17 protein-coding genes, 1 pseudogene and 1 riboswitch are annotated in these 18,581 nt (G+C 71.7%); of the genes and pseudogenes, 5 read left to right on the top strand and 13 right to left on the bottom strand.

Annotated elements, in window-relative coordinates; translation table 11 throughout:
* Window positions 1-75 precede the first annotated feature (75 nt).
* Entirely contained in the window at window positions 76-2,592 is a 2,517-nt protein-coding gene (locus ACQEVS_RS13650) for an ABC transporter permease (protein WP_433019889.1), read from the top strand.
* A 57-nt stretch (window positions 2,593-2,649) separates the two neighbouring features.
* Here ACQEVS_RS13650 and ACQEVS_RS13655 read toward each other — a convergent pair whose 3' ends face one another.
* The 3 genes from ACQEVS_RS13655 to ACQEVS_RS13665 form a co-directional block, all read right to left on the bottom strand.
* Window positions 2,650-3,960, bottom strand: a complete 1,311-nt coding sequence (locus ACQEVS_RS13655) for a class I SAM-dependent methyltransferase (protein WP_433019892.1) — start codon at window positions 3,958-3,960, stop codon at window positions 2,650-2,652.
* A 284-nt stretch (window positions 3,961-4,244) separates the two neighbouring features.
* Window positions 4,245-5,627 (bottom strand): NAD(P)/FAD-dependent oxidoreductase, encoded by a 1,383-nt coding sequence (locus ACQEVS_RS13660; RefSeq protein ID WP_433019895.1) that lies wholly within the window; start codon window positions 5,625-5,627, stop codon window positions 4,245-4,247.
* Window positions 5,628-6,057: 430 nt separating this feature from the next.
* A complete protein-coding gene (locus tag ACQEVS_RS13665; protein ID WP_433019898.1) occupies window positions 6,058-7,278 on the bottom strand; it encodes a helix-turn-helix domain-containing protein in 1,221 nt (406 codons plus the stop codon).
* Window positions 7,279-7,391: 113 nt separating this feature from the next.
* On the opposite strand from ACQEVS_RS13665, the gene ACQEVS_RS13670 reads away from it, so the two are divergent.
* The 4 genes from ACQEVS_RS13670 to ACQEVS_RS13685 all read left to right on the top strand — a co-directional run bounded on the left by ACQEVS_RS13670 (window position 7,392) and on the right by ACQEVS_RS13685 (window position 8,706).
* Entirely contained in the window at window positions 7,392-7,814 is a 423-nt protein-coding gene (locus ACQEVS_RS13670) for an NUDIX hydrolase (protein WP_433019901.1), read from the top strand.
* Window positions 7,815-7,926: 112 nt separating this feature from the next.
* Window positions 7,927-8,124, top strand: coding sequence for a hypothetical protein (locus tag ACQEVS_RS13675; protein WP_398272341.1), 198 nt, complete (start codon window positions 7,927-7,929; stop codon window positions 8,122-8,124).
* Between the two features lie 37 nt (window positions 8,125-8,161).
* A complete protein-coding gene (locus ACQEVS_RS13680) occupies window positions 8,162-8,440 on the top strand; it encodes a type II toxin-antitoxin system Phd/YefM family antitoxin (RefSeq protein ID WP_433019905.1) in 279 nt (92 codons plus the stop codon).
* Entirely contained in the window at window positions 8,437-8,706 is a 270-nt protein-coding gene (locus ACQEVS_RS13685; protein ID WP_433019909.1) for a type II toxin-antitoxin system RelE family toxin, read from the top strand. Before ACQEVS_RS13680 ends, ACQEVS_RS13685 begins: the two co-directional genes overlap by 4 nt.
* Before the next feature lie 12 nt (window positions 8,707-8,718).
* Here ACQEVS_RS13685 and ACQEVS_RS13690 read toward each other — a convergent pair whose 3' ends face one another.
* From ACQEVS_RS13690 to ACQEVS_RS13735, 10 genes and pseudogenes are all read right to left on the bottom strand, one after another.
* Entirely contained in the window at window positions 8,719-9,669 is a 951-nt protein-coding gene (locus tag ACQEVS_RS13690) for an exopolyphosphatase (RefSeq protein WP_433019912.1), read from the bottom strand.
* Window positions 9,670-9,680: 11 nt separating this feature from the next.
* Window positions 9,681-10,280, bottom strand: coding sequence for a DUF501 domain-containing protein (locus ACQEVS_RS13695; RefSeq protein ID WP_433019915.1), 600 nt, complete (start codon window positions 10,278-10,280; stop codon window positions 9,681-9,683).
* 121 nt (window positions 10,281-10,401) lie between these two features.
* Window positions 10,402-10,869: an FtsB family cell division protein gene (locus ACQEVS_RS13700; RefSeq protein ID WP_433019918.1), complete on the bottom strand. Its 468-nt coding sequence runs from the start codon at window positions 10,867-10,869 to the stop codon at window positions 10,402-10,404.
* 137 nt (window positions 10,870-11,006) lie between these two features.
* The gene (eno, locus tag ACQEVS_RS13705) at window positions 11,007-12,290 is read right to left on the bottom strand and encodes a phosphopyruvate hydratase (protein WP_433019921.1); all 1,284 of its coding nucleotides are present in this window, start codon (window positions 12,288-12,290) and stop codon (window positions 11,007-11,009) included.
* A 687-nt stretch (window positions 12,291-12,977) separates the two neighbouring features.
* Window positions 12,978-13,718 (bottom strand): transglycosylase family protein, encoded by a 741-nt coding sequence (locus tag ACQEVS_RS13710; protein ID WP_433019924.1) that lies wholly within the window; start codon window positions 13,716-13,718, stop codon window positions 12,978-12,980.
* 4 nt (window positions 13,719-13,722) lie between these two features.
* A riboswitch (cyclic di-AMP (ydaO/yuaA leader) is annotated at window positions 13,723-13,902 on the bottom strand.
* A 260-nt stretch (window positions 13,903-14,162) separates the two neighbouring features.
* Window positions 14,163-15,278, bottom strand: a complete 1,116-nt coding sequence (locus ACQEVS_RS13715; RefSeq protein WP_433019927.1) for a transglycosylase family protein — start codon at window positions 15,276-15,278, stop codon at window positions 14,163-14,165.
* 199 nt (window positions 15,279-15,477) lie between these two features.
* On the bottom strand, window positions 15,478-16,776 hold the full coding sequence (locus tag ACQEVS_RS13720; RefSeq protein ID WP_433019930.1) for a cytochrome P450 family protein: 1,299 nt from the start codon (window positions 16,774-16,776) through the stop codon (window positions 15,478-15,480).
* Window positions 16,777-17,001: 225 nt separating this feature from the next.
* Window positions 17,002-17,262: a DUF6479 family protein gene (locus tag ACQEVS_RS13725; protein WP_433027538.1), complete on the bottom strand. Its 261-nt coding sequence runs from the start codon at window positions 17,260-17,262 to the stop codon at window positions 17,002-17,004.
* Window positions 17,157-17,432 (bottom strand): annotated as a pseudogene (locus tag ACQEVS_RS13730) (DUF6479 family protein); the annotation flags it as partial. The pseudogene ACQEVS_RS13730 and the gene ACQEVS_RS13725, both read right to left, overlap by 106 nt.
* A gap of 91 nt (window positions 17,433-17,523) precedes the next feature.
* The gene (locus tag ACQEVS_RS13735; RefSeq protein WP_433019933.1) at window positions 17,524-18,552 is read right to left on the bottom strand and encodes a nucleoside triphosphate pyrophosphohydrolase; all 1,029 of its coding nucleotides are present in this window, start codon (window positions 18,550-18,552) and stop codon (window positions 17,524-17,526) included.
* Window positions 18,553-18,581 lie beyond the last annotated feature (29 nt).

The following is an 18,581-nucleotide window of genomic DNA, read 5'->3' on the forward strand; positions in this document are numbered from 1 at the left end:
GCACCCAAAAGCGGACCCAACTGGCAGCCGAAAACGGACATCAGCCGACCAGCCCACCCGAGCCCAGGACCACCAATGTTTCGTACCGCCCTGCGCAACGTCCTCGCGCACAAAGCCCGATTGCTGATGACCGTCCTCGCCGTGATGCTCGGCGTGGCCTTCGTCTCCGGCACCCTCGTCTTCACCGAGACCTTCTCCAGCGCCCTCCAGCACAGCAGCCAGAAGGGCTTCGCCGACGTCGACGTCGCCGTCCGGCCGCACGTCGAGGACCGCGACGAGAGCAAGCCCGGCGCGCCCCCGTCGCTGACCCAGCGTCTGCTGGACAAGGCGGCCCAGGTGCCCGGCGCCGCCTCGGCCACCGGCAGCATCGACGGCCACGCCTACCTCGCCGGCAAGGACGGCGAGCTGGTGGGCTCCGGCTTCACCCGGGCCGGCTCCAACTACTTCCCCGGCAAGGACGGCAAGGACGCCCGCTACCCGCTGAAGTCCGGCCGGGCGCCGCAGCGCGCCGGCGAGATCGCCGTCGACGCCAAGACCGCCGAGCGCGCGGGCTTCAAGGTCGGCGACACCGTCCGGATGTCCGTCCGGGGCCCGGTCCTCACCCAGAAGATCACCGGTGTCTTCACCACCGACAAGGGCCAGGTGACGGCCGGCGGCACGCTCACCCTCTTCGACACCGCCACCGCCCAGAAGCTTTTCACCAAGCCCGGCCGGTTCGACGAGATCGACGTCAAGGCCGCCCCCGGCACGTCCCAGGACCGGCTGAAGGCCGAGATCGACAAGATCCTGCCGCGCGACGCCGAGGCCACCACCGGCAAGAAGCTCGCCGACGACGAGGCCGAGGTGATCGCCCAGGGCATGGACGGGGTGAAGACCGGTCTGCTGGTCTTCGCCGGGATAGCCCTGTTCGTCGGCATCTTCATCATCGCCAACACCTTCACCATGCTGGTCGCCCAGCGCACCAAGGAACTCGCCCTGCTCCGCGCGGTCGGCGCCAGCCGCCGCCAGGTGACCCGCTCGGTGCTCGTCGAGGCGTTCGTCGTCGGCGCGGTCGCGGCCGTCGCCGGTCTGCTCGCCGGCATCGGCATCGGCGCCGGGATGAAGGCCCTGATGCCCTCCGACGCCATGCCGGACGGCCCGCTCGTCGTCCCCTCGTCGGCGATCGTCTCCTCGCTCGCCGTCGGCATCCTGGTGACCATGCTCGCCGCCTGGCTGCCGGGCCGGCGCGCCGCGAAGATCCCGCCGGTGGCCGCCATGAACAGCGTCCACGCGGTGGCCACCACCAAGTCCCTGGTGGTCCGCAACACCATCGGCGCGCTCCTCACGGCCGCGGGCGCCGCGATCTCCGTCGCGGCGGGCGACGAGAAGGGCCTCGGCCTCGGTGCCGGCCTGCTGCTCATCGGCGTGTTCGTGCTGACGCCGCTGCTCTCCCGTCCGCTGATCGCCGCCGCCGGGCCGGTGCTGCGCCGCTTCGGGATGCCCGGCAAGCTCGCCGGCCAGAACGCGGTCCGCAACCCGCGCCGCACCGCCGCGACCGCCGCCGCGCTGATGATCGGTCTCACCCTGATCACCGGCCTCACGGTCATCGGCAACAGCGTCCAGAAGGCCATCGACAAGATGGCCGCCGACTCGCTGAAGGCCGACTTCGTGGTCGCCATGGAGGGCGGCAACGACCTCTCCCCCGACGTGGCCAGGAAGCTGGCCGCGCAGCCCGGCGTCACCGCCGTCAGCGCCCTCCGCCAGACGTCCACCCGCATCGACGGCGACCTCGAATCCGTGGTCGGCGTGGACGCGGGGGCCATCGACAAGCTGACCCGCCTCGACTTCACCGCCGGCTCGGAAGCCTCGCTCTCCCAGCGGCAGCGGGTCATCGTGGACGACTCGACGGCCAAGAGCCACCACTGGAAGGCCGGTTCGTCCTTCGAGGCCACCTACGAGGACGGCAAGAAGGGCCGCCTGACGGTCGGCGGGATCTACAAGGGCAACGACATGCTCAAGGGGATCATGGTCGACCACCGGACGGTCACCCCGCACATGCCCGAGGTCGTCGACCGGCAGGTGCTGGTCAAGACGGACGCCGGGGCGACCACCGCCGAGAAGAAGGCGCTGCGCAAGGCCCTCGGCGACAACCCGGCGATCCAGGTCAAGACCAGGGACGACATCACCCGCGAGATCGCGTCGATGATCGACATGATGCTGAACGTCCTCTACGGCCTCCTCGCCATGGCGGTGATCGTCGCGGTGCTGGGCGTCGTCAACACCCTCGCGATGTCCGTCTTCGAGCGTCAGCAGGAGATCGGCATGCTGCGGGCCATCGGGCTGGACCGCAGCGGCATCAAGCGGATGGTCCGCCTGGAGTCGCTGGTCATCTCGCTCTTCGGCGGGGTGCTGGGCATCGTCCTCGGCGTCTTCTTCGGCTGGGCCGCCGGCCAGCAGATCGCCACCAGCATGGCGACCTACGAACTGGCCTTGCCCTGGGACCGGATGGGCCTGTTCCTGCTGCTGGCCGCCGTGGTCGGCGTGCTGGCGGCGCTCTGGCCGGCCCGCCGGGCGGCGCGGCTGAACATGCTCTCCGCCATCAAGGCCGACTGACGGCCCCGATCCCCGGGAGGGCCCGGCTCCGCCACCGGAGCCGGGCCCTCCCGTCGTTCAGACCCGCCACTCCCGGGTGCGCAGCGGCAGTCCCGGGTCACCGGATCCGGGGGTCCGTACGGCCAGCACCTGGTTGACGCCGATGCGGTTGCGCTCGAACGACAGGGCCGAGGCGGCCATGTAGAGCCGCCACACCCGGGCGCGGCCCGGCGAGGTCAGCCGCACGGCCTCGGTCCAGTGCGCCTCCAGGTTGGCCACCCACCGCCGGAGGGTCAGCGCGTAGTGCTCGCGCAGCGCCTCCACGTCCCGGACCTCGAACCCGGCCTCCTCCAGCTGCGCCACCGTCCGTCCGACGGGCGCGAGTTCGCCGTCCGGGAAGACGTAGCGGTCGATGAACTCGTCGACCCGGTACGCCTCCTCGTCGCGCAGCGGGCGGCGGGCGATCTGGTGGTTGAGCAGCCGGCCGCCGGGGCGCAGCAGGGCGTACAGGTCGGCGGCGTACTCGGCGTAGCGCTCGCGGCCGACGTGCTCGGCCATGCCGATGGAGGAGACCGCGTCGAAGGGCCCGTCGGAGATCTCGCGGTAGTCCTGGACGCGGATCTCCACCCGGTCCGTCAGCCCGGCCTCGGCGATCCGCTTGCGGGCGTATCCGGCCTGCTCCTCGGAGAGGGTGATGCCGACCGCGCTCACCCCGTACTCGCGGGCGGCGTGCAGCACCATCGAGCCCCAGCCGCAGCCGACGTCGAGCAGGCGCATGCCGGGGGCCAGGCCGAGCTTGCGGCAGACCAGGTCGATCTTGGCGCGCTGGGCGTCCTCCAGGGTGCCGCCGGGCTCCCAGTAGGCGCAGGAGTAGACCATCGACGGGCCGAGGACGAGCTCGTAGAAGGCGTTGCCGACGTCGTAGTGGTGGCTGATGGCCTGCTTGTCGCGGCGGAGGCTGTGCAGCCGCCCGGACGTCCCGCGGGCCTCCTCCGGGGGCGGCGCGGGCGGCGCCCAGGGCCCGGCGAGCTTCAGCAGCTCACGGCCGGCGGCCCGGAAGTCCGGGTCCCGGAGGACGTCGAGGGCCGCCCGGAGGCCGGTGCGGCGGGCGGGTTCCTCGCCGCGCTCCCAGACGGACCCGGCGAGCAGGTCGAGGGCCGCGTAGAGGTCGCCCTCGACGTCGAGGTCCCCGGCCACCCAGGCGCGGGCCAGGCCGAGCTCGCCCGGCTTCCAGAGCAGGCGGCGGAGGGCGCGGCGGTTGCGGACGACGAGCACCGGCCCACCGGGCGGACCCGCCTCGCTGCGGTCCCAGGCGCGGAGGCGGATGGGGAGTGGTGCCCCCAGTACCCGTTCCGCGAGGTCGGCGAGCCGTCGGGCGGCCTGGGCCATGTCGCACACCTCCATGATGCAGTGTCAGGAGCGTCGGAAGAGACGATCAGAAGATTGATTCATCTGACACCTAAACACCGGCGAGCCGTGCTGTAGTCCTTCCCTGCCGGAGTGCGTCATCTTCGCGCCGGGGAGGGAAAATCGCCATGACGGCCGAGCAGAGGGGTGCGTGGAACGGCGCGCGGGGGCGGCCGGCGCACGCGGGCACGCCGAAGGGCGCCCACCCCACGGATTTGGTGGACGCCCTTGTGCGGATGCCGTGCGTTCGCCGCGCGGCGGAGGACTCAGCCGGCCTTGGCCTTCTGGGTCGGGACCGCGTCGGCCGGCTGCGGAGCGGGCTTGGCGGCCTCGTAGAACTCCTCGCGGGGGTTCTCCATGGCGCCGAGCGAGACGACCTCGCGCTTGAGGAACATGCCCAGCGTCCAGTCGGCGAAGACGCGGATCTTGCGGTTCCAGGTCGGCATGGCCATGCCGTGGTAGCCGCGGTGCATGTACCAGGCGAGACGGCCCTTGAGCTTGATCTTCATCTTGCCCATGACGATCATCGCGACGCCCTTGTGCAGGCCGAGACCGGCGACCGCACCCTTGTTGGCGTGGCTGTACTCCTTCTGCGGGAAGCCCCGCATGCCGGAGACCACGTTGTCGCCGAGGACCTTGGCCTGGCGCAGCGCGTGCTGGGCGTTCGGCGGGCACCAGGCGTTCTCGTTGCCCGCCTTGCGGCCGACGAGGTCCGGGACCTGGGCGTTGTCGCCCGCGGCCCAGATGTAGTCGGTGCCCTGCACCTGGAGGGTCGCCTGGGTGTCCACGTGGCCGCGCGGACCGAGCGGCAGGCCGAAGCGGGCCAGCGCCGGGTTGGGCTTGACGCCCGCCGTCCACACGATCGTGTTGGCGTCGACCTCGAGGCCGTTCTTGAGCACGACGTGGCCGTCGACGCAGGAGTCCATGGACGTCGAGAGGTGGACCTCCACCCCGCGGCTCTCCAGGTGCTCCTTGCCGTACTGGCCGAGCTTGGGGCCGACCTCGGGGAGGATCTTGTCGGCGGCGTCGACCAGGATGAAGCGCATGTCCTCGCGCTTCACGTTCCGGTAGTGCTTGGCCGCGTCGCGGGCCATGTCCTCGACCTCGCCGATCGTCTCGGCGCCGGCGAAGCCGCCGCCGACGAAGACGAAGGTGAGCGCCTTGCGGCGGATCTCCTCGTCGGTGGTCGAGTCGGCCTTGTCCAGCTGCTCCAGGACGTGGTTGCGCAGGCCGATGGCCTCCTCGATGCCCTTCATGCCGATGCCGTTCTCGGCGAGGCCGGGGATCGGGAAGGTACGGGAGACCGCGCCCATCGCGATGACCAGGTAGTCGAAGGGCAGCTCGTACGCCTCGCCCACCAGCGGGGCGATCGTGGCGACCTTGCGGTCCTGGTCGATGGTGGTGACGCGGCCGGTGAGGACCTCCGCCTTGGGGAGCACACGTCGCAGCGGCACCACGACGTGACGCGGCGAGATGCTGCCGGCCGCTGCTTCGGGGAGGAAGGGCTGGTACGTCATGTACGAGCGCGGGTCGACGACCGTGACGGTCGCCTCGCCGTATCGCATCTTCTTCAGAATGCGACGCGCCGCATACAGGCCGACGTACCCACCGCCTACTACGAGGATCCGTGGACGCTCCGTGGTGCTCATGATTCGAGTATCCAGCACACCCCGAAGGGGTGCTCGTGCGCCCCTTCACAAGACGCGGGGTGCTGTCTGCTACACTGCGCCGCCCACGTGACCGACGCCATACCCCTCACAGGGAACCACTGACCCCCGAAACGCGTTGACCACCCCCGCTGAGCTGGCCTTGCGACCCGAAACGCAACTGGACCACTCGGTTCCGTCGCCCTGCCTGAACGTTCCTGCCGACCGGACGCGGAACGCCCATTCCCGCTCATCGGGGCCGGTTCGGCCCCGGATGGGGGCCGAACGGCACTGGACCAGCGTTCCAGTCCCATTTTTTCATGTGAAGGATTTCACGAACCTTTTCCCCGGGGGTGCGACGGCCCGCCCTTGCGGGTCACTTCAGCACGCCTGGACACACCCGTAACAGCGCCTCCAGGCCGGCGGCCGCCCCTCAGTCCAACCCCGCCAGCACGTCCACCAGCACACGCCCCTCCCGAGCCCCACGCCGCAACAGCAGCGCCGCCACCGCGTGCAACTCACCCCACGCATGCGGACGCCCGACCTCCGCAGCGTCCCGAACGACGGCCAGCGCCGCCTCCAACGCCGCTTCGGCCTCACCGGCACCCGCGTGGGCGTGGGCGAGGCAGGCTCCGTACCAGGCCCTGTCGCGCCGGAAGCCGGGGGCGAAACCGGCGAGCCCCGCCACCAAGTGGTCGACGGCACTCCCCCAGGCCCGCAGGTGCAGGTCCGCCATGCCCCGCTGCGCCGAGAACCAGGACTCGCCGTAGAAGTACAGCCAGGGCGGGGCGTCGCACGCCTCCCGAATAACCCGGTGCGCTTCGTCCAGATCGCGGTACGCGCCCTCGGCGTCACCGTCGAGCGCACACCCCCGTCCCGCCATCTGCAGCGCCATGGCCCGCGTCGCCCGGCTCACCCCGGCCGTACCCGCCGCCGCCTCCGCGAGCCTGACGCACGCGCGCCCCCTCCCCTTCGACCAGGCGAGATGGGCCTTCATGCTCATGGTGGTCGCCGCCAGGTCACCGTGCCCGGCCTCCAACGCCCAGTCATAGGACCGGTCGAACCACCCCAAAGCCACCGGGGTGTTGTCCTGGTCCTGCGCCATCCACGCGAGGAACTGCGCGTACTCGGCCATCAGCTTCACCAACCGATCGGCGAGCGGCCCCCGCGCCTGGCCGTACAACCCGGCCACCCGCTCAAACTGCGCTGCCACGACCCCGGCCACGACCCGCGAACCGAGCGTGTCCTCGGCCCGGCGATGGGAGGCGAGCAACCCTTCCATGACCTCGAGGGAGTCCGCGTCCACCCGCACCCGCCCGCCCCCGACCCGCCGCAGCCGGTCCACAGCGGCCTCCGCGACCACCTCCGGCAACACCAGTGACGGCAACGGCATCTCCGTCATCGCGGCCCCGAGCAACTCGACCGGAACCCCGAGCCCCTGAATGATCCGCTGCCGCACCTCGGCCGAGGTCACCGCCCGCCGCCGGTTCTCGATCGCGGACACATCAGGCTGCGACAGCCCCACCCGGGCCCCGAGTTCACTCTGGTTGGCACGGGTCAGCACCCGCCACCCTTTCAACAACGCAGCCCAGTCCTCGACCGCGACGGCGGCCCGCAACCGCGGATGCGCCCAGACGTCCGGCTCCGGCTCCATGGCCGCAATATACGGCGGTCGTATATGACCCGGAGGTGGATCGGCGCGATGGCGGACCGGCATGGTGAAGGCCGCCGCACAGGCAACCGCCGATCCCACACAGGAAGAGAGCCATGCCGCCTGCCTCCCACGTCCTGGGACTCGCCCATATCACCGATGCCGACGGACGTCTCCTCATGTTGAAGGGAGAGGACGGGAGTTGGCGGCTCCCCGGAGGGCCGGCCCTGCCGGAGGAATCGGCCCGGAACGCGATGACCTACCACGTACGCCGAGACCTCCGGCTCCGCGTCGAACCGCGCTTCCTCCTCGGTGTGGAACCGGTCGCCGGCACCGGTTCCACGGCCTACCTCTTCGCGTGCGAAAGCCTGACCCCCGACGACATCGCACGCATCGAACTCCCGGGCGGCATTGCCCGTTCCACCGTCGTGGCACTGGCCTTCGTGGACTACCCCGGCACTACCGAACGGGTCAGCCCCCACGAGCACCGGCTCATCGTCAACGCCGCCGCGGCCGTCCTGAGAAGGACCCCCTCCTGACCTTTGGTTTCGACCAGCCGCCGACAACGGCTCGGTCCGCCCCGGTCCCGGTGGGCGTGCAGGTTCCTGAAACGCCGGAAGGGAAACCCCTGCCGATGGTTGACTACCGGCCGTGAGTGCCGACGCGTACCGCCCGTACGTTCCGCAGAGGCCGCCGGTCCAGTGCGTCAAATGCCGGGGCATCCACGTGATCCTGAACAAGGCCCTGCATCCGCAGCTCCTGCAGGACCAGTGGCGGTTCACCTGCCTGGACTGCCGGGTGGCCTGGCCACAGGAGCAGCACGGAGGGGAGCCGGACGAGTACGCGTGACCGGCACGGTGTACACGCTCATGCGTACACTGGTGTCATGGCCGAGAACACGGTGACCGTACGGGAAGCCCGCGCCCACCTCGCGGACCACATCAACCGGGCCGAGGAAGGAATTCCCACGGTCATCACGCGCAACGGCGCGCCCGTGGCGGCCGTGGTGCCGATCGCGGACTTCGAAGCGCTGGAGGAAGCGGCGGACGTGATGCTGGCGCGGGAGGCGGAGGCGGTGCTGGCCGAGGGCGGGCCCACCGTGACGATGGCCGAGCTGCTGGCCGACCTGTTCGCGGAGCAGGCGCAGGGCGAGGACGCGGCGTGAAGTACGCGTTCCGCTTCACCGCTGCGGCGCAGCGGCAGCTCCGGGCCGTCAGCCGGCCCGATGCCATGCGCATCCTGGCGGCGCTGACCGCGCTCGGCGACGACCCGTACCGCGAGGACGCCGACATCAAGAAGCTCAGCGGCCCCTCGGGGCTCTACCGGCTCCGGGTCGGCAACTACCGGGTCGCCTACCGTATCGACGACGGCGAACTCGTGGTCCTCGTCGTCAAGGTAGGCGACCGGCGGGACGTCTACCGCAACCTGTAGACCCGGCTCACCTCACGCCTCTTCTGCCGTTTTCCAGGCGATTCCATCCAAAATGTCATGTTCGCTCACCACGACGTCCTCCGCCCCGATCCGCTCCATCAGGCACTGGAGGACGAGCGCGCCCGCCGCGATCACGTCCACCCGCCCCGGGTGCAGCACCGGGATCGCCGTCCGCTCCTCGTGGGTGGAGGTGAGGAGGCGGGAGGTGACCTCGCGGACGCGGGCCAGCGGGATCCGCGCGTGGTGGATGGCCGTCGAGTCGTACTCGGCGAGGCCGAGGGCGATGGCCGCCACCGTGGTGACCGAGCCGGCCAGGCCGACGAGCGTGCGGGCCTCGCGCAGGGGGACGGTCTGCTCGGCGAGGTCGAGGGCGGCCTCGACGTCGGCCCGTATGGCGGCGATCCGCTCCGGCGACGGCGGGTCCACGACCGCGCCGTCGGCGACGAGATGACGTTCCGTCATCCGGACGCAGCCGACGTCCACGCTGCGCGCCGCCCGTACCCGGTCGTCGCCGACGACGAACTCCGTCGAGCCGCCGCCGATGTCCACGACCAGGAAGGGACGGTCGAGGTCGGTACGGCCGGTGAGCTCCTTGGTGGCGCCGGTGAAGGAGAACTCCGCCTCCAGGTCGCCCGTGATCACCTCGGGCTCGACGCCCAGGATGTCCACGACACCCGCCACGAACTCCGCGCGGTTCCGCACGTCCCGGGACGCGGAGGTGGCGACGAACCGCACGCGCTCCGCGCCGTGCGCCCGGATCACCTCGGCGTACTCCCGGCACGCGGCGAACGTCCGCTCCAGCGCCTCCGGCGCGAACCGGCCCGTGCGGTCCACGCCCTGGCCGAGCCGGACGATCGTCATCCGCCGGTCGAGCTCCTTGAACCCGCCCGTGGCGGGGTCGAGGTCGGCGACGAGCAGTCGGATCGAGTTCGTACCGCAGTCGATCGCGGCAACGCGCGTCATACGTGCTCCTCTTATTCCGCGGTGTCGGAGGTGGCGGACGTGCCGGACGTGTCGGAGGCGTCGGAGACTTCGGATGTGTCCGACGGCGACGGCGCGCCGCACGGCGTCACACACGGCCCCTTGCGCCACCACTCCGGCAGCATCGCGATCGTCTCGTCACCCAGCGGGTTGACGCCGGGACCGGCCGCCAGCGAGTGTCCCACCAGCACGTGCAGGCACTTCACCCGGTCCGGCATGCCGCCCGCGCTGGGGAAGCCCTCCAGCACCTCGATCGCGTCCCGCCGCCGGATGTAGTCCTCGTGCGCGGCGCGGTACGCGGCGGCCAGCTCCGGGTCGCTCTGCAGCCGGGCGCTCATCTCCTTCATCACGCCCTCGGCCTCCAGCGTGCCGATGGCGGAGGCCGCGCGGGGGCACGTCAGGTAGTAGAGGGTCGGGAACGGCGTGCCGTCCTCCAGCCGCGGCGCGGTCTCGACGACGTCCGGGTTGCCGCAGGGGCAGCGGTGGGCGATCGCCCGCAGGCCGCGCGGGGGGCGGCCGAGCTGCTCCTTGAACGCGGCGATGTCCGCGTCGGTGGGCTGGGTGGGCTCGGTCTGGGGAGGAGGGGTGTCCATGTGCTCACTCGTGTCGGAGGGTCGGAAAGTCGGGGCCTGAAAGTGGAGGCCGGGAAGCCGAAGGCCGGAAAGCCGGAGGCCGGAGAGTCGGAGGAGGCCCGAAGAGTCGGAGGGGAGCGCGTCAGCGGTGGGCGTCCGACGTGTCCACGCCGTCCCAAAGGTTGACGTACCACGGCCGGTCGGCGGCGCCCTGGTCGCGGCGGTGCCGGGCGTTGCCGCTGCCGTCCACCACCGTGTAGCCGGTCTCGCCGGGCCGGACGTAATGCAGGTGCTCGCGCGCCAGCCGTTCCACGTACGCCGGGTCCTCCAGCCGCGCCTTCTCCTCGCGCAACCGCTTCACCTGCTCCTTGGCCTGCTCGGAGCGGTGCCGCTGGTCGTCGATGTCCGAACGCTGGGTGACCCACTGGCGCATGGGGTAGGCCAGGGCGACGATCAGCGAGCAGACGACGAGCGCCAGCAGCGCCGCGCGGCCGGTGAGCCGGCTGCGCCGCGGCGGACGGGTGCGCCGGCCCCGGGCGTCCGGCCCCTGGACCAGGACCGAGCCGATCGCCTTGAGCCTGGTCGCGGTGGAGAACCGTTCCGCCGCCACATCGCCTCCCCGCTGCCGGCTTCACCGAAGCCGGACCGCATGCCAAAACCGTCCCCGGCCACGGTACGGGACCATGGCCGGGGACGGGGTGAGGCGTGAGGCTTTGTCAGCCTCGTACGCGCACTGCCAGGTGTGGCTCAGCCCTGGCGGAAGCGCGGGAACGCGCTGCGGCCGGCGTACACCGCGGCGTCGTCGAGGATCTCCTCGATGCGCAGCAGCTGGTTGTACTTGGCGACGCGCTCGGAGCGGGCCGGGGCACCGGTCTTGATCTGGCCGCAGTTGGTGGCGACGGCCAGGTCGGCGATGGTGACGTCCTCGGTCTCGCCGGAGCGGTGGGACATCATGCACTTGAAGCCGCTGCGCTGGGCCAGCTCGACGGCGTCCAGGGTCTCGGTCAGCGAACCGATCTGGTTGACCTTGACCAGCAGGGCGTTGGCGGCGCCCTCCTCGATGCCGCGCGCGAGGCGCTCCGGGTTGGTGACGAACAGGTCGTCACCGACGAGCTGGACCGCGTCGCCGAGGCGCTCGGTGATGGTCTTCCAGCCGTCCCAGTCGTCCTCGAACAGCGGGTCCTCGATGGAGACCAGCGGGTACGCGTCGACGAGCTCGGCGTAGTAGTCGGTCATCTCGGCGGCGGTACGGCTCTTGCCCTCGAAGGTGTAGACGCCGTCCTTGTAGAACTCGGACGCGGCGACGTCGAGCGCGAGCGCGATGTCCTGGCCGGGGGTGTAGCCGGCCTGCTTGATGGCCTCGAGGATGAGGTCCAGGGCCTCGCGGTTGGAGCCGAGGTTCGGGGCGAAGCCGCCCTCGTCGCCCAGGCCGGTGGAGAGGCCCTTGGCCTTCAGCACGGCCTTGAGGGTGTGGTAGACCTCGGTGCCCCAGCGCAGCGCCTCGGAGAAGGACTCGGCGCCGATCGGCGCGATCATGAACTCCTGGATGTCCACGTTGGAGTCGGCGTGCGAGCCGCCGTTCAGGATGTTCATCATCGGAACGGGCAGCAGGTGCGCGTTCGGGCCGCCGAGGTAGCGGAAGAGGGGGAGGTCCGACGCCTCGGAGGCGGCGTGCGCGACGGCCAGGGAGACGCCCAGGATGGCGTTGGCGCCCAGGGAGCCCTTGTTGTCGGTGGCGTCCAGGTCGAACATGGCCTGGTCGATCAGGCGCTGCTCGGTGGCGTCGTAGCCGACGAGCTCCGGGCCGATCTGCTCGATGACGGCCAGCACGGCCTTCTCGACGCCCTTGCCCAGGTAGCGGTTCTTGTCCCCGTCACGGAGCTCGATGGCCTCGAAGGCACCGGTCGAGGCGCCGGACGGCACGGCGGCGCGGCCGGTGGAGCCGTCGTCGAGGCCGACCTCGACCTCGACCGTGGGGTTGCCTCGCGAGTCGAGGATCTCGCGAGCTACGACGACGTCGATGGACGGCACGAGGGTCTCCTTCGTGTGTGTCTGGGTACTCCAGCGTTCTGCAGCACGAGCCTAACGGGCGCCGGAGGGTCCACCTGCCCCCGGAGCGCCACCCCGCCGGAAAAATGGCACAAACGCCGAGATCAAGGGACGAATGGGCGAGCTGTTCGCTCAACGGGGAACCGGCGCGGGAAGCGGGAAGCGGGAAGCGGGGGCTGGGAAACGGGAGCCGGGTACCGGACGACGGGGCCGGACGGGCGGAGCCGGCGCGCGGGGCCGGCGCGCGGGGCCGGCGCGCGGGGCGACCGCCGGGCGCACGGAAGCGGCGGGCGTACGGGAGCGGTTCGCGCTCTGAAGCCGTTCGCGTACGGGAGCGGTTCACGCTCCGAAGCCGTTCGCGCACCCGAGGGCTCAGCCCTGGAACGGCCCGCCCCCACAACCCGCCCACCCACCACCCCGCAACAGTTCACACCCGGGAACGGCGAAGCCCCGCTCCGATGCGGCTCGGGGGGGATCGATCGCATCAAAGCGGGGCGGTTCCGCTGCGGCCCGGGAAGGGGAACCCGGGCCGGTGGTTCGGGTGCCGCGCCGGGGACGCCGGCGGTACGGGCGGCGGTACGGGCCGCCCGGCCGCGGAACCCCGGTCAGGGCCTGGACGACCAGGGGCGCGGCCGCGTACGGCTCACGCCCCCGGAAGCCCTCTCAGCCTCAGCTGAGGTGCAGCTTCTGGCCGGGGAAGATGAGGTCGGCGCTCTCCACGATGTCCTTGTTGCGGTCGTAGAGCTTCTCCCAGCCGCCCTTGACCTTCTTGGCCTCGGCGATCTTGGCGAGGGTGTCGCCTTCCTTGACCTCGTAATTCCCGTCGCCGATCTTGACGGTCTTCGGCGCGGCGTGCTTCGGCGTGGCCGGCTTGGCGGCCGGCGCGGCCGGGGCCTCCTCGGCCTCCTGCTGCGGAGCGGCGTGCTTCGGCGCGGCCTTGCGCTCGCTGCGGTCGGCGTGGCTCTGGCCGGTCGAACGCTGGCCCGAGGCCGACTTGGAGACGACCTTGCCGGAGCCGGAGTCGTCGACCGACGGGGACCCGCCACCGCGGGTCAGGCCGCCCTCGCCGGCGCAGCCCCAGGCGCCGGGGCCCTGGGCCGCGAGCAGCTTCTCGGCGACCAGGATCTGCTGGCCCTTGCTGGCGAGGTCGGCACGCGGCGCGTACTGGGTGCCGCCCATGGCCGCCCACGAGGACTGCGAGAACTGCAGACCGCCGTAGTAGCCGTTGCCGGTGTTGATCGACCAGTTGCCGCCGGACTCGCACTGGGCGACGCGGTCCCAGGTATCCACGGAGGCGGCGTGGGCGGACGTGGCCATCATCAGCGGGGCGGCGACTGCGGCGCCGGTGACACCCGCGAGCGTGGCGATGCGGACGGCCTTGTTCGGACGACGGTGCTTGCCCTTGGACATGACTCGGTTTCCTCACCGGCGCCTACGAGGTGAGCTGTCGGGTTCGGGCGTGAGTTGCCCGGCCCGGTGGCTTGCGCTCACCAGGCTTCACCCCAAGCCGTTCCGGTACGTCGGTCGTTGACCGATGAACCGTTCCGGCGACCTACCGTGGTTCCCCCGCTCCTGCCTACGGCGCTTGCGCGACGACTCCCCCGGTCGCCGGCAGGATTCGGCGTGACGACCGTGGTGCTCGCGATGGCGAGCGATGAAGACGGTAAGCACAGACGGCCGACGGGTTCAAACCCTCCTTTTCAGCCACCGCCTGCTCCACCCACCCCGGGGAACTCACTGTTTCCGCAGGTGGGAATGGCTTCACGGGTTTCTGACGAGCCGTCTCCGCGCGGATGTCAACGAGACCCATGTCTCACTTTCATCCGGAACGGACATTCGACGCGAACTCCCCCGCTACTTCTTCAGTTCGAGCTGCTGACCGGGGCGAATGAGGTCCGGATCGCCCCCGACGACCTTTTTGTTGTCCTGGTACACGCGATGCCAGCCACCCTCGACCCGATGCTGTTCCGCGATCTCTGACAGGTTGTCACCAGGGCGCACGGTGTAGTCGTGCACGGACGGTGCGTCCGCGCGCCCGCGCTCCGCGCCGCGCGACGCGCGCTCGCCGCTCGAACCGGACGGTTCCGCGCGGTGCTTGCCCGTCCCGGTGTCGTCCGCGCCGGCGCGCACGGGCTCATCGGTCGTACCGGAGGCGGACGTTCCGGAGTCCGCTCCGCCGTCCCGGTCGGACCGCTGCCCGTCCTTCGAGGCGCCCGTGGCGTCGCCGTCCGGCTTGCGGTGCTTGCCGCCGGCGGAGGAACCGGTGGAGGTGTCGCGGTCCTCACCGGACGGCTTCTCCGGCTGCCCGGGCTTCCCGGAGGGGTCGGCGGTACCGGAGTTGCCGGTGGTGCCGTGTTCGCCGGCCTTCTCGCCCTTGCCACCGGTCGTCGACCGGTCGGAGGCGGCGTCCTTCCCGGCGGACGTGTCCGACGTCTTCCCGGACGGCTTCTCGCCGGACGTCCCGTCGCCCTTCTCGCCGGCCTTGTCGGACGACACGTCCCGCGACCGGCCGGAGTCGGACTTCCCGGACGTTCCACTCGTCCCGGATGTTGCACTTGTCCCGGACGATCCGGAAGCCGGCACGTGCGACGACCCCTCGACGGCGTCGTGCGACATCCCGGGATTGACCTCGGGCGCCCGGCCGTCCTTGGCCAGGTCGGACTTCACCGCGCAGGCGGGCCAGGCGTACGCGCCGCGGGCGTCGAGGATCCGCTGGGCGACGGCGATCTGCTGGGCCCGGCTGGCCTGGTCGGGGCGCGGCGCGAACTCCGTTCCGCCGTACTGCTTCCACATGTCGGTGGTGAGCTGCAGTCCGCCGTAGAACCCGTTGCCCGTGTCCGCGCTCCACAGGCCGCCGCTCTCGCACTGGGCGACGCGGTCCCAGGTGGGGGCGTCGGCGGCGTCGGCGGTGGTGGCGCCGAGCAGGGGCATGGCGATCCCGGCACCCGCCACGCCCGCAGCGACGACCACGGCGGGCAGTTGACGGGGACGACGATGTCGGCCTTTCCCGGAGAGCATGCGATCACCTCTCATATGGCTGCCGACCGGCTGCTGACCGCTGCCGATCGTGTGGCTGCTGAATATGACGGCAGAAGATAGCCACGGCCCCCGGGCGCCACAACCCACCGTGATCGGCGCCGGGAGACGGTCAAGCCGAGTTGACGTATAGTCATGTGCCCGTCTGTCCGGGCTCCGGAGAGAAGGCCACGGGCAGCGTCCGCAGGCCCCGCATGATGAGCCCGCCGCGCCACCTGAGATCGGCCGGATCAGCGGAAAGCCGCAGGTCGGGAAGGCGTCGCAGCAGTGTCGCGAGCGCCGTGCGGCCCTCCAGTCGCGCCAACGGCGCCCCGAGGCAGTAGTGGATGCCGTGGCCGTACCCGAGGTGCTGATTGTCACTGCGGGCGAGGTCGAGGGTGTCGGGCTCGGCGAACCGTTGCGGGTCGCGGTCGGCCGCCGCGAGGACGACGAGCACGGGGTCGCCCTCCGCGATCCGCCGGCCGCCGATCGTCAGGTCCTGGGTGGCGAACCGCCAGGTGGCCAGTTCCACGGGACCGTCGTACCGCAGCAGCTCCTCCACCCCGGTCTCCAACAGGCTCTCGTCCCCGGCGGCCAGCGCGCGCTGCAGGCGCTCGCGCTCTCCGGGGTTGCGCAGCAGCGCGTACGTGCCGTTGCCGATGAGGTTGACGGTGGTCTCGAAACCGGCGAAGAGCAGGATGAAGGCCATGGCGGCGGCCTCGTTCTCGGTGAGGTGCTCACCGTGGTCACTGGCCCTGATCAGCCCGGAGATCAGGTCGTCGCCGAGGTCCTCGCGCTTGCGGTGGATCAGCTCGGCGAGGTAGGTCCGCATCCGCTTCACGGAACGGGCCACTCCGCCGCGCGGCCCGCCGCCGTGCCGGATCATCATCCCGGCCCAGTCCCGGAAGTCGTCCTGGTCCTCCGGCGGGACGCCGAGCATGTCGCAGATGGCGTAGATGGGGAGCGGGAACGCGAACTCGTGGATGAGGTCCGCCTCCCCACGCCCCGCGAACCCGTCGATGAGCCGGTCGGTGAGCTCCTGCACGCGGGGCGCGAACTCCGCCACGCGCCGGGGCGTGAACGCCTTGGAGACCAGACGCCGGAGGCGGGTGTGGTCCGGGGGGTCGATGTTGAGCAGGTGCGTCATGAGGTTGGCACTCCGCTCGCCCGGAATGCCCACCTTGCCCTTGCCGTGCGCGGTCTCGGAGTGGTGCACGGGGTTCTTCGACAACCGCTGGTCGGCCAGCGCCTGCCGCGCGTCGGCGTACCGGGTCACCAGCCACGCCTCCACCCCGCTCGGCAGGGCGGTCCGGTGCACGGGGGCGTGCTCGCGTAGCCAGGCGTACGCCGGGTAGGGGTCGCTCGCGAACTCCCAGGTGAAGAGGGGAGGCGTGGGCCCCTCAGGGGCGTCGGGCGCGGCGGGAGCGGTGTGGTCGTCGGTTTTGTCGTGCACGGTCCGACGCTACTAGGGGGCGCGGGGCGGGGTCGCGGCCCCGCCCGCTCGCTCTTCACGATGGCCGACCGACCGCGACCGTCCGACCGCGGCCGTTGGCGGTGACCGTTTGGCGATGACCGTTTGGCGGAGGCGGTTGGGTGGTGGCCGTTCGGTGGAGGTGGCTTAGTGGTGGCCGTTTGATGGTGGCTGCCCCCGCCGTTCCAGTGGTGGCCGCCCCCGGCTCTAGTGGTGGCCGCCCCCGCCGCTGCCGAAGGCGCCGCTGCTCCCCGGGTTCCACTTCCTCTGCTCCTCGGTGAGCTCCTCCTCGTGGCTGCCGGGGTTCCGGAGCTCGTGCGGCAGGACCCGCTCCCCGGCCCCTCGGTGCGCAGCGGATCCGCCTCCCGGTGCTCGGTCACGTAGCCGACGGCGTCGTCGTTGTCCTCGTGCCCCGGCCCGTGGTCCGGCGAGGACGGCCCCCGGTCGTGCTCCTCGCGCGTCTGCCAGGCGCCCTGCCGCCGCTGCGGCTGGCTCGGGGGCGGCGGTTCCTTGTCGCGCCAGCGCCGTCCGTACACGAAGGCGAGCAGCAGCAGGGCGCCGACGCAGAGCCCGACGGCGAAGGGGGCGGCGCCGCCGACCCAGGCGGGTAGGGCGAGAACCATCTCATCGGTACGCATGCAGTCCGGTTACCCGGAGGGCGCCCGGTCAAGACCGTCACTGAGCCGAACGGGGTGCAACCGCCGTCCGGGCGCGAAGGGCCGCACGGGACTACGCGGCCCCGTCCCCTCCGCCGGCCCCTCCGCCGTCCGTCTCGACCCCGGCTTCGGCCTCGGCCTGCCGGATCGCGTCCCGGTACGTGCGGGCGGCCGCCCGCAGCGCGGTCTCCGGCTCGACGCCCTCCGCCTCGGCCCGCACCGCCATGGCCAGCAGCGCGTACCCGACGCCCTCCCCGGCCGGAAGCGGAACGTCCAGCCCCTCGGACCGGACGCGGGAGGCCAGCTTGGCGGCCAGCGCGAGGGCCGGCTGCCCCAGCGGGACGCCCTCGGTCAGGGACGCGCGGCGCTTCTCGGCGGCCTTGGTCCGCGTCCAGTGCGCCCTGACGTCCTCCGGAGTCTCCGCCTCCGCGTCCCCGAAGACATGGGGGTGCCGGTGGACGAGCTTCTCGACGATGGTCCCCGCCACGTCGTCGATCGCGAACGGCTCGTCGGGGTCGTCCTGGGCGATGCGCGCGTGGAAGACCACCTGGAGCAGTACGTCGCCGAGCTCCTCGCGGAGCGCCTCGCGGTCGCCCGTCTCGATGGCCTCGACGAGCTCGTACATCTCCTCCAGGCCGTATTTGCCCAGGTCCTCGTGGGTGCGGATGCCGCTCCACGGGCAGGCGACCCGGATCCGGTCCATGACCTGCACCAGGTCGAGGAGGCGGGCGCCGGGCAGGTCGTACGAACCGGGCAGCAGCTCCAGCGCCGGCATCCGCTGCCGGCCGGAGCCCGCGAGCCGGGCCAGGCCGTCGGTCAGGGCCGACTCCCCCGCCGCCGACGTGATCACGACGACGGTCCGGCCGCCGGCCAGGCAGTCGTCGACGAGCGCCCGGGCGTCGAAGGACCCCTCCGGGGTCTCGGCGGTGATCCCGGCCTCCCCGAGATAGGGCAGCAGCGGGTGGGCCGGGTCGGCGCACAGCACCCGGTCGGCGGCGTGCAGCGTCTGCCACGCCGGCCAGGACAACAGTCCGGGCGCGACGCGGTGGCTGGTGGTGAGCAGGACGATCCGGCCGGCCGCCGGGGACGCAGAGTCGTTCACCCTGTCGAGCGTAGGGGACGGCGGCCGGG

The sequence above is a fragment of the Streptomyces sp. CA-181903 genome (assembly GCF_050937075.1).
In the GTDB taxonomy this organism is placed as follows: Bacteria; Actinomycetota; Actinomycetes; order Streptomycetales; family Streptomycetaceae; genus Streptomyces.

Coding starts and splice junctions, on each gene's coding strand:
- ACQEVS_RS13695 (WP_433019915.1), bottom strand. CDS start 10,280: ATGGACACCCCTCCTCCCCAGACCGAGCCCACCCAGCCCACCGACGCG.
- ACQEVS_RS13650 (WP_433019889.1), top strand. CDS start 76: ATGTTTCGTACCGCCCTGCGCAACGTCCTCGCGCACAAAGCCCGATTG.
- ACQEVS_RS13660 (WP_433019895.1), bottom strand. CDS start 5,627: ATGAGCACCACGGAGCGTCCACGGATCCTCGTAGTAGGCGGTGGGTAC.
- ACQEVS_RS13690 (WP_433019912.1), bottom strand. CDS start 9,669: ATGACGCGCGTTGCCGCGATCGACTGCGGTACGAACTCGATCCGACTG.
- ACQEVS_RS13670 (WP_433019901.1), top strand. CDS start 7,392: ATGCCGCCTGCCTCCCACGTCCTGGGACTCGCCCATATCACCGATGCC.
- ACQEVS_RS13665 (WP_433019898.1), bottom strand. CDS start 7,278: ATGGAGCCGGAGCCGGACGTCTGGGCGCATCCGCGGTTGCGGGCCGCC.
- ACQEVS_RS13680 (WP_433019905.1), top strand. CDS start 8,162: ATGGCCGAGAACACGGTGACCGTACGGGAAGCCCGCGCCCACCTCGCG.
- ACQEVS_RS13655 (WP_433019892.1), bottom strand. CDS start 3,960: ATGGCCCAGGCCGCCCGACGGCTCGCCGACCTCGCGGAACGGGTACTG.
- ACQEVS_RS13710 (WP_433019924.1), bottom strand. CDS start 13,718: ATGTCCAAGGGCAAGCACCGTCGTCCGAACAAGGCCGTCCGCATCGCC.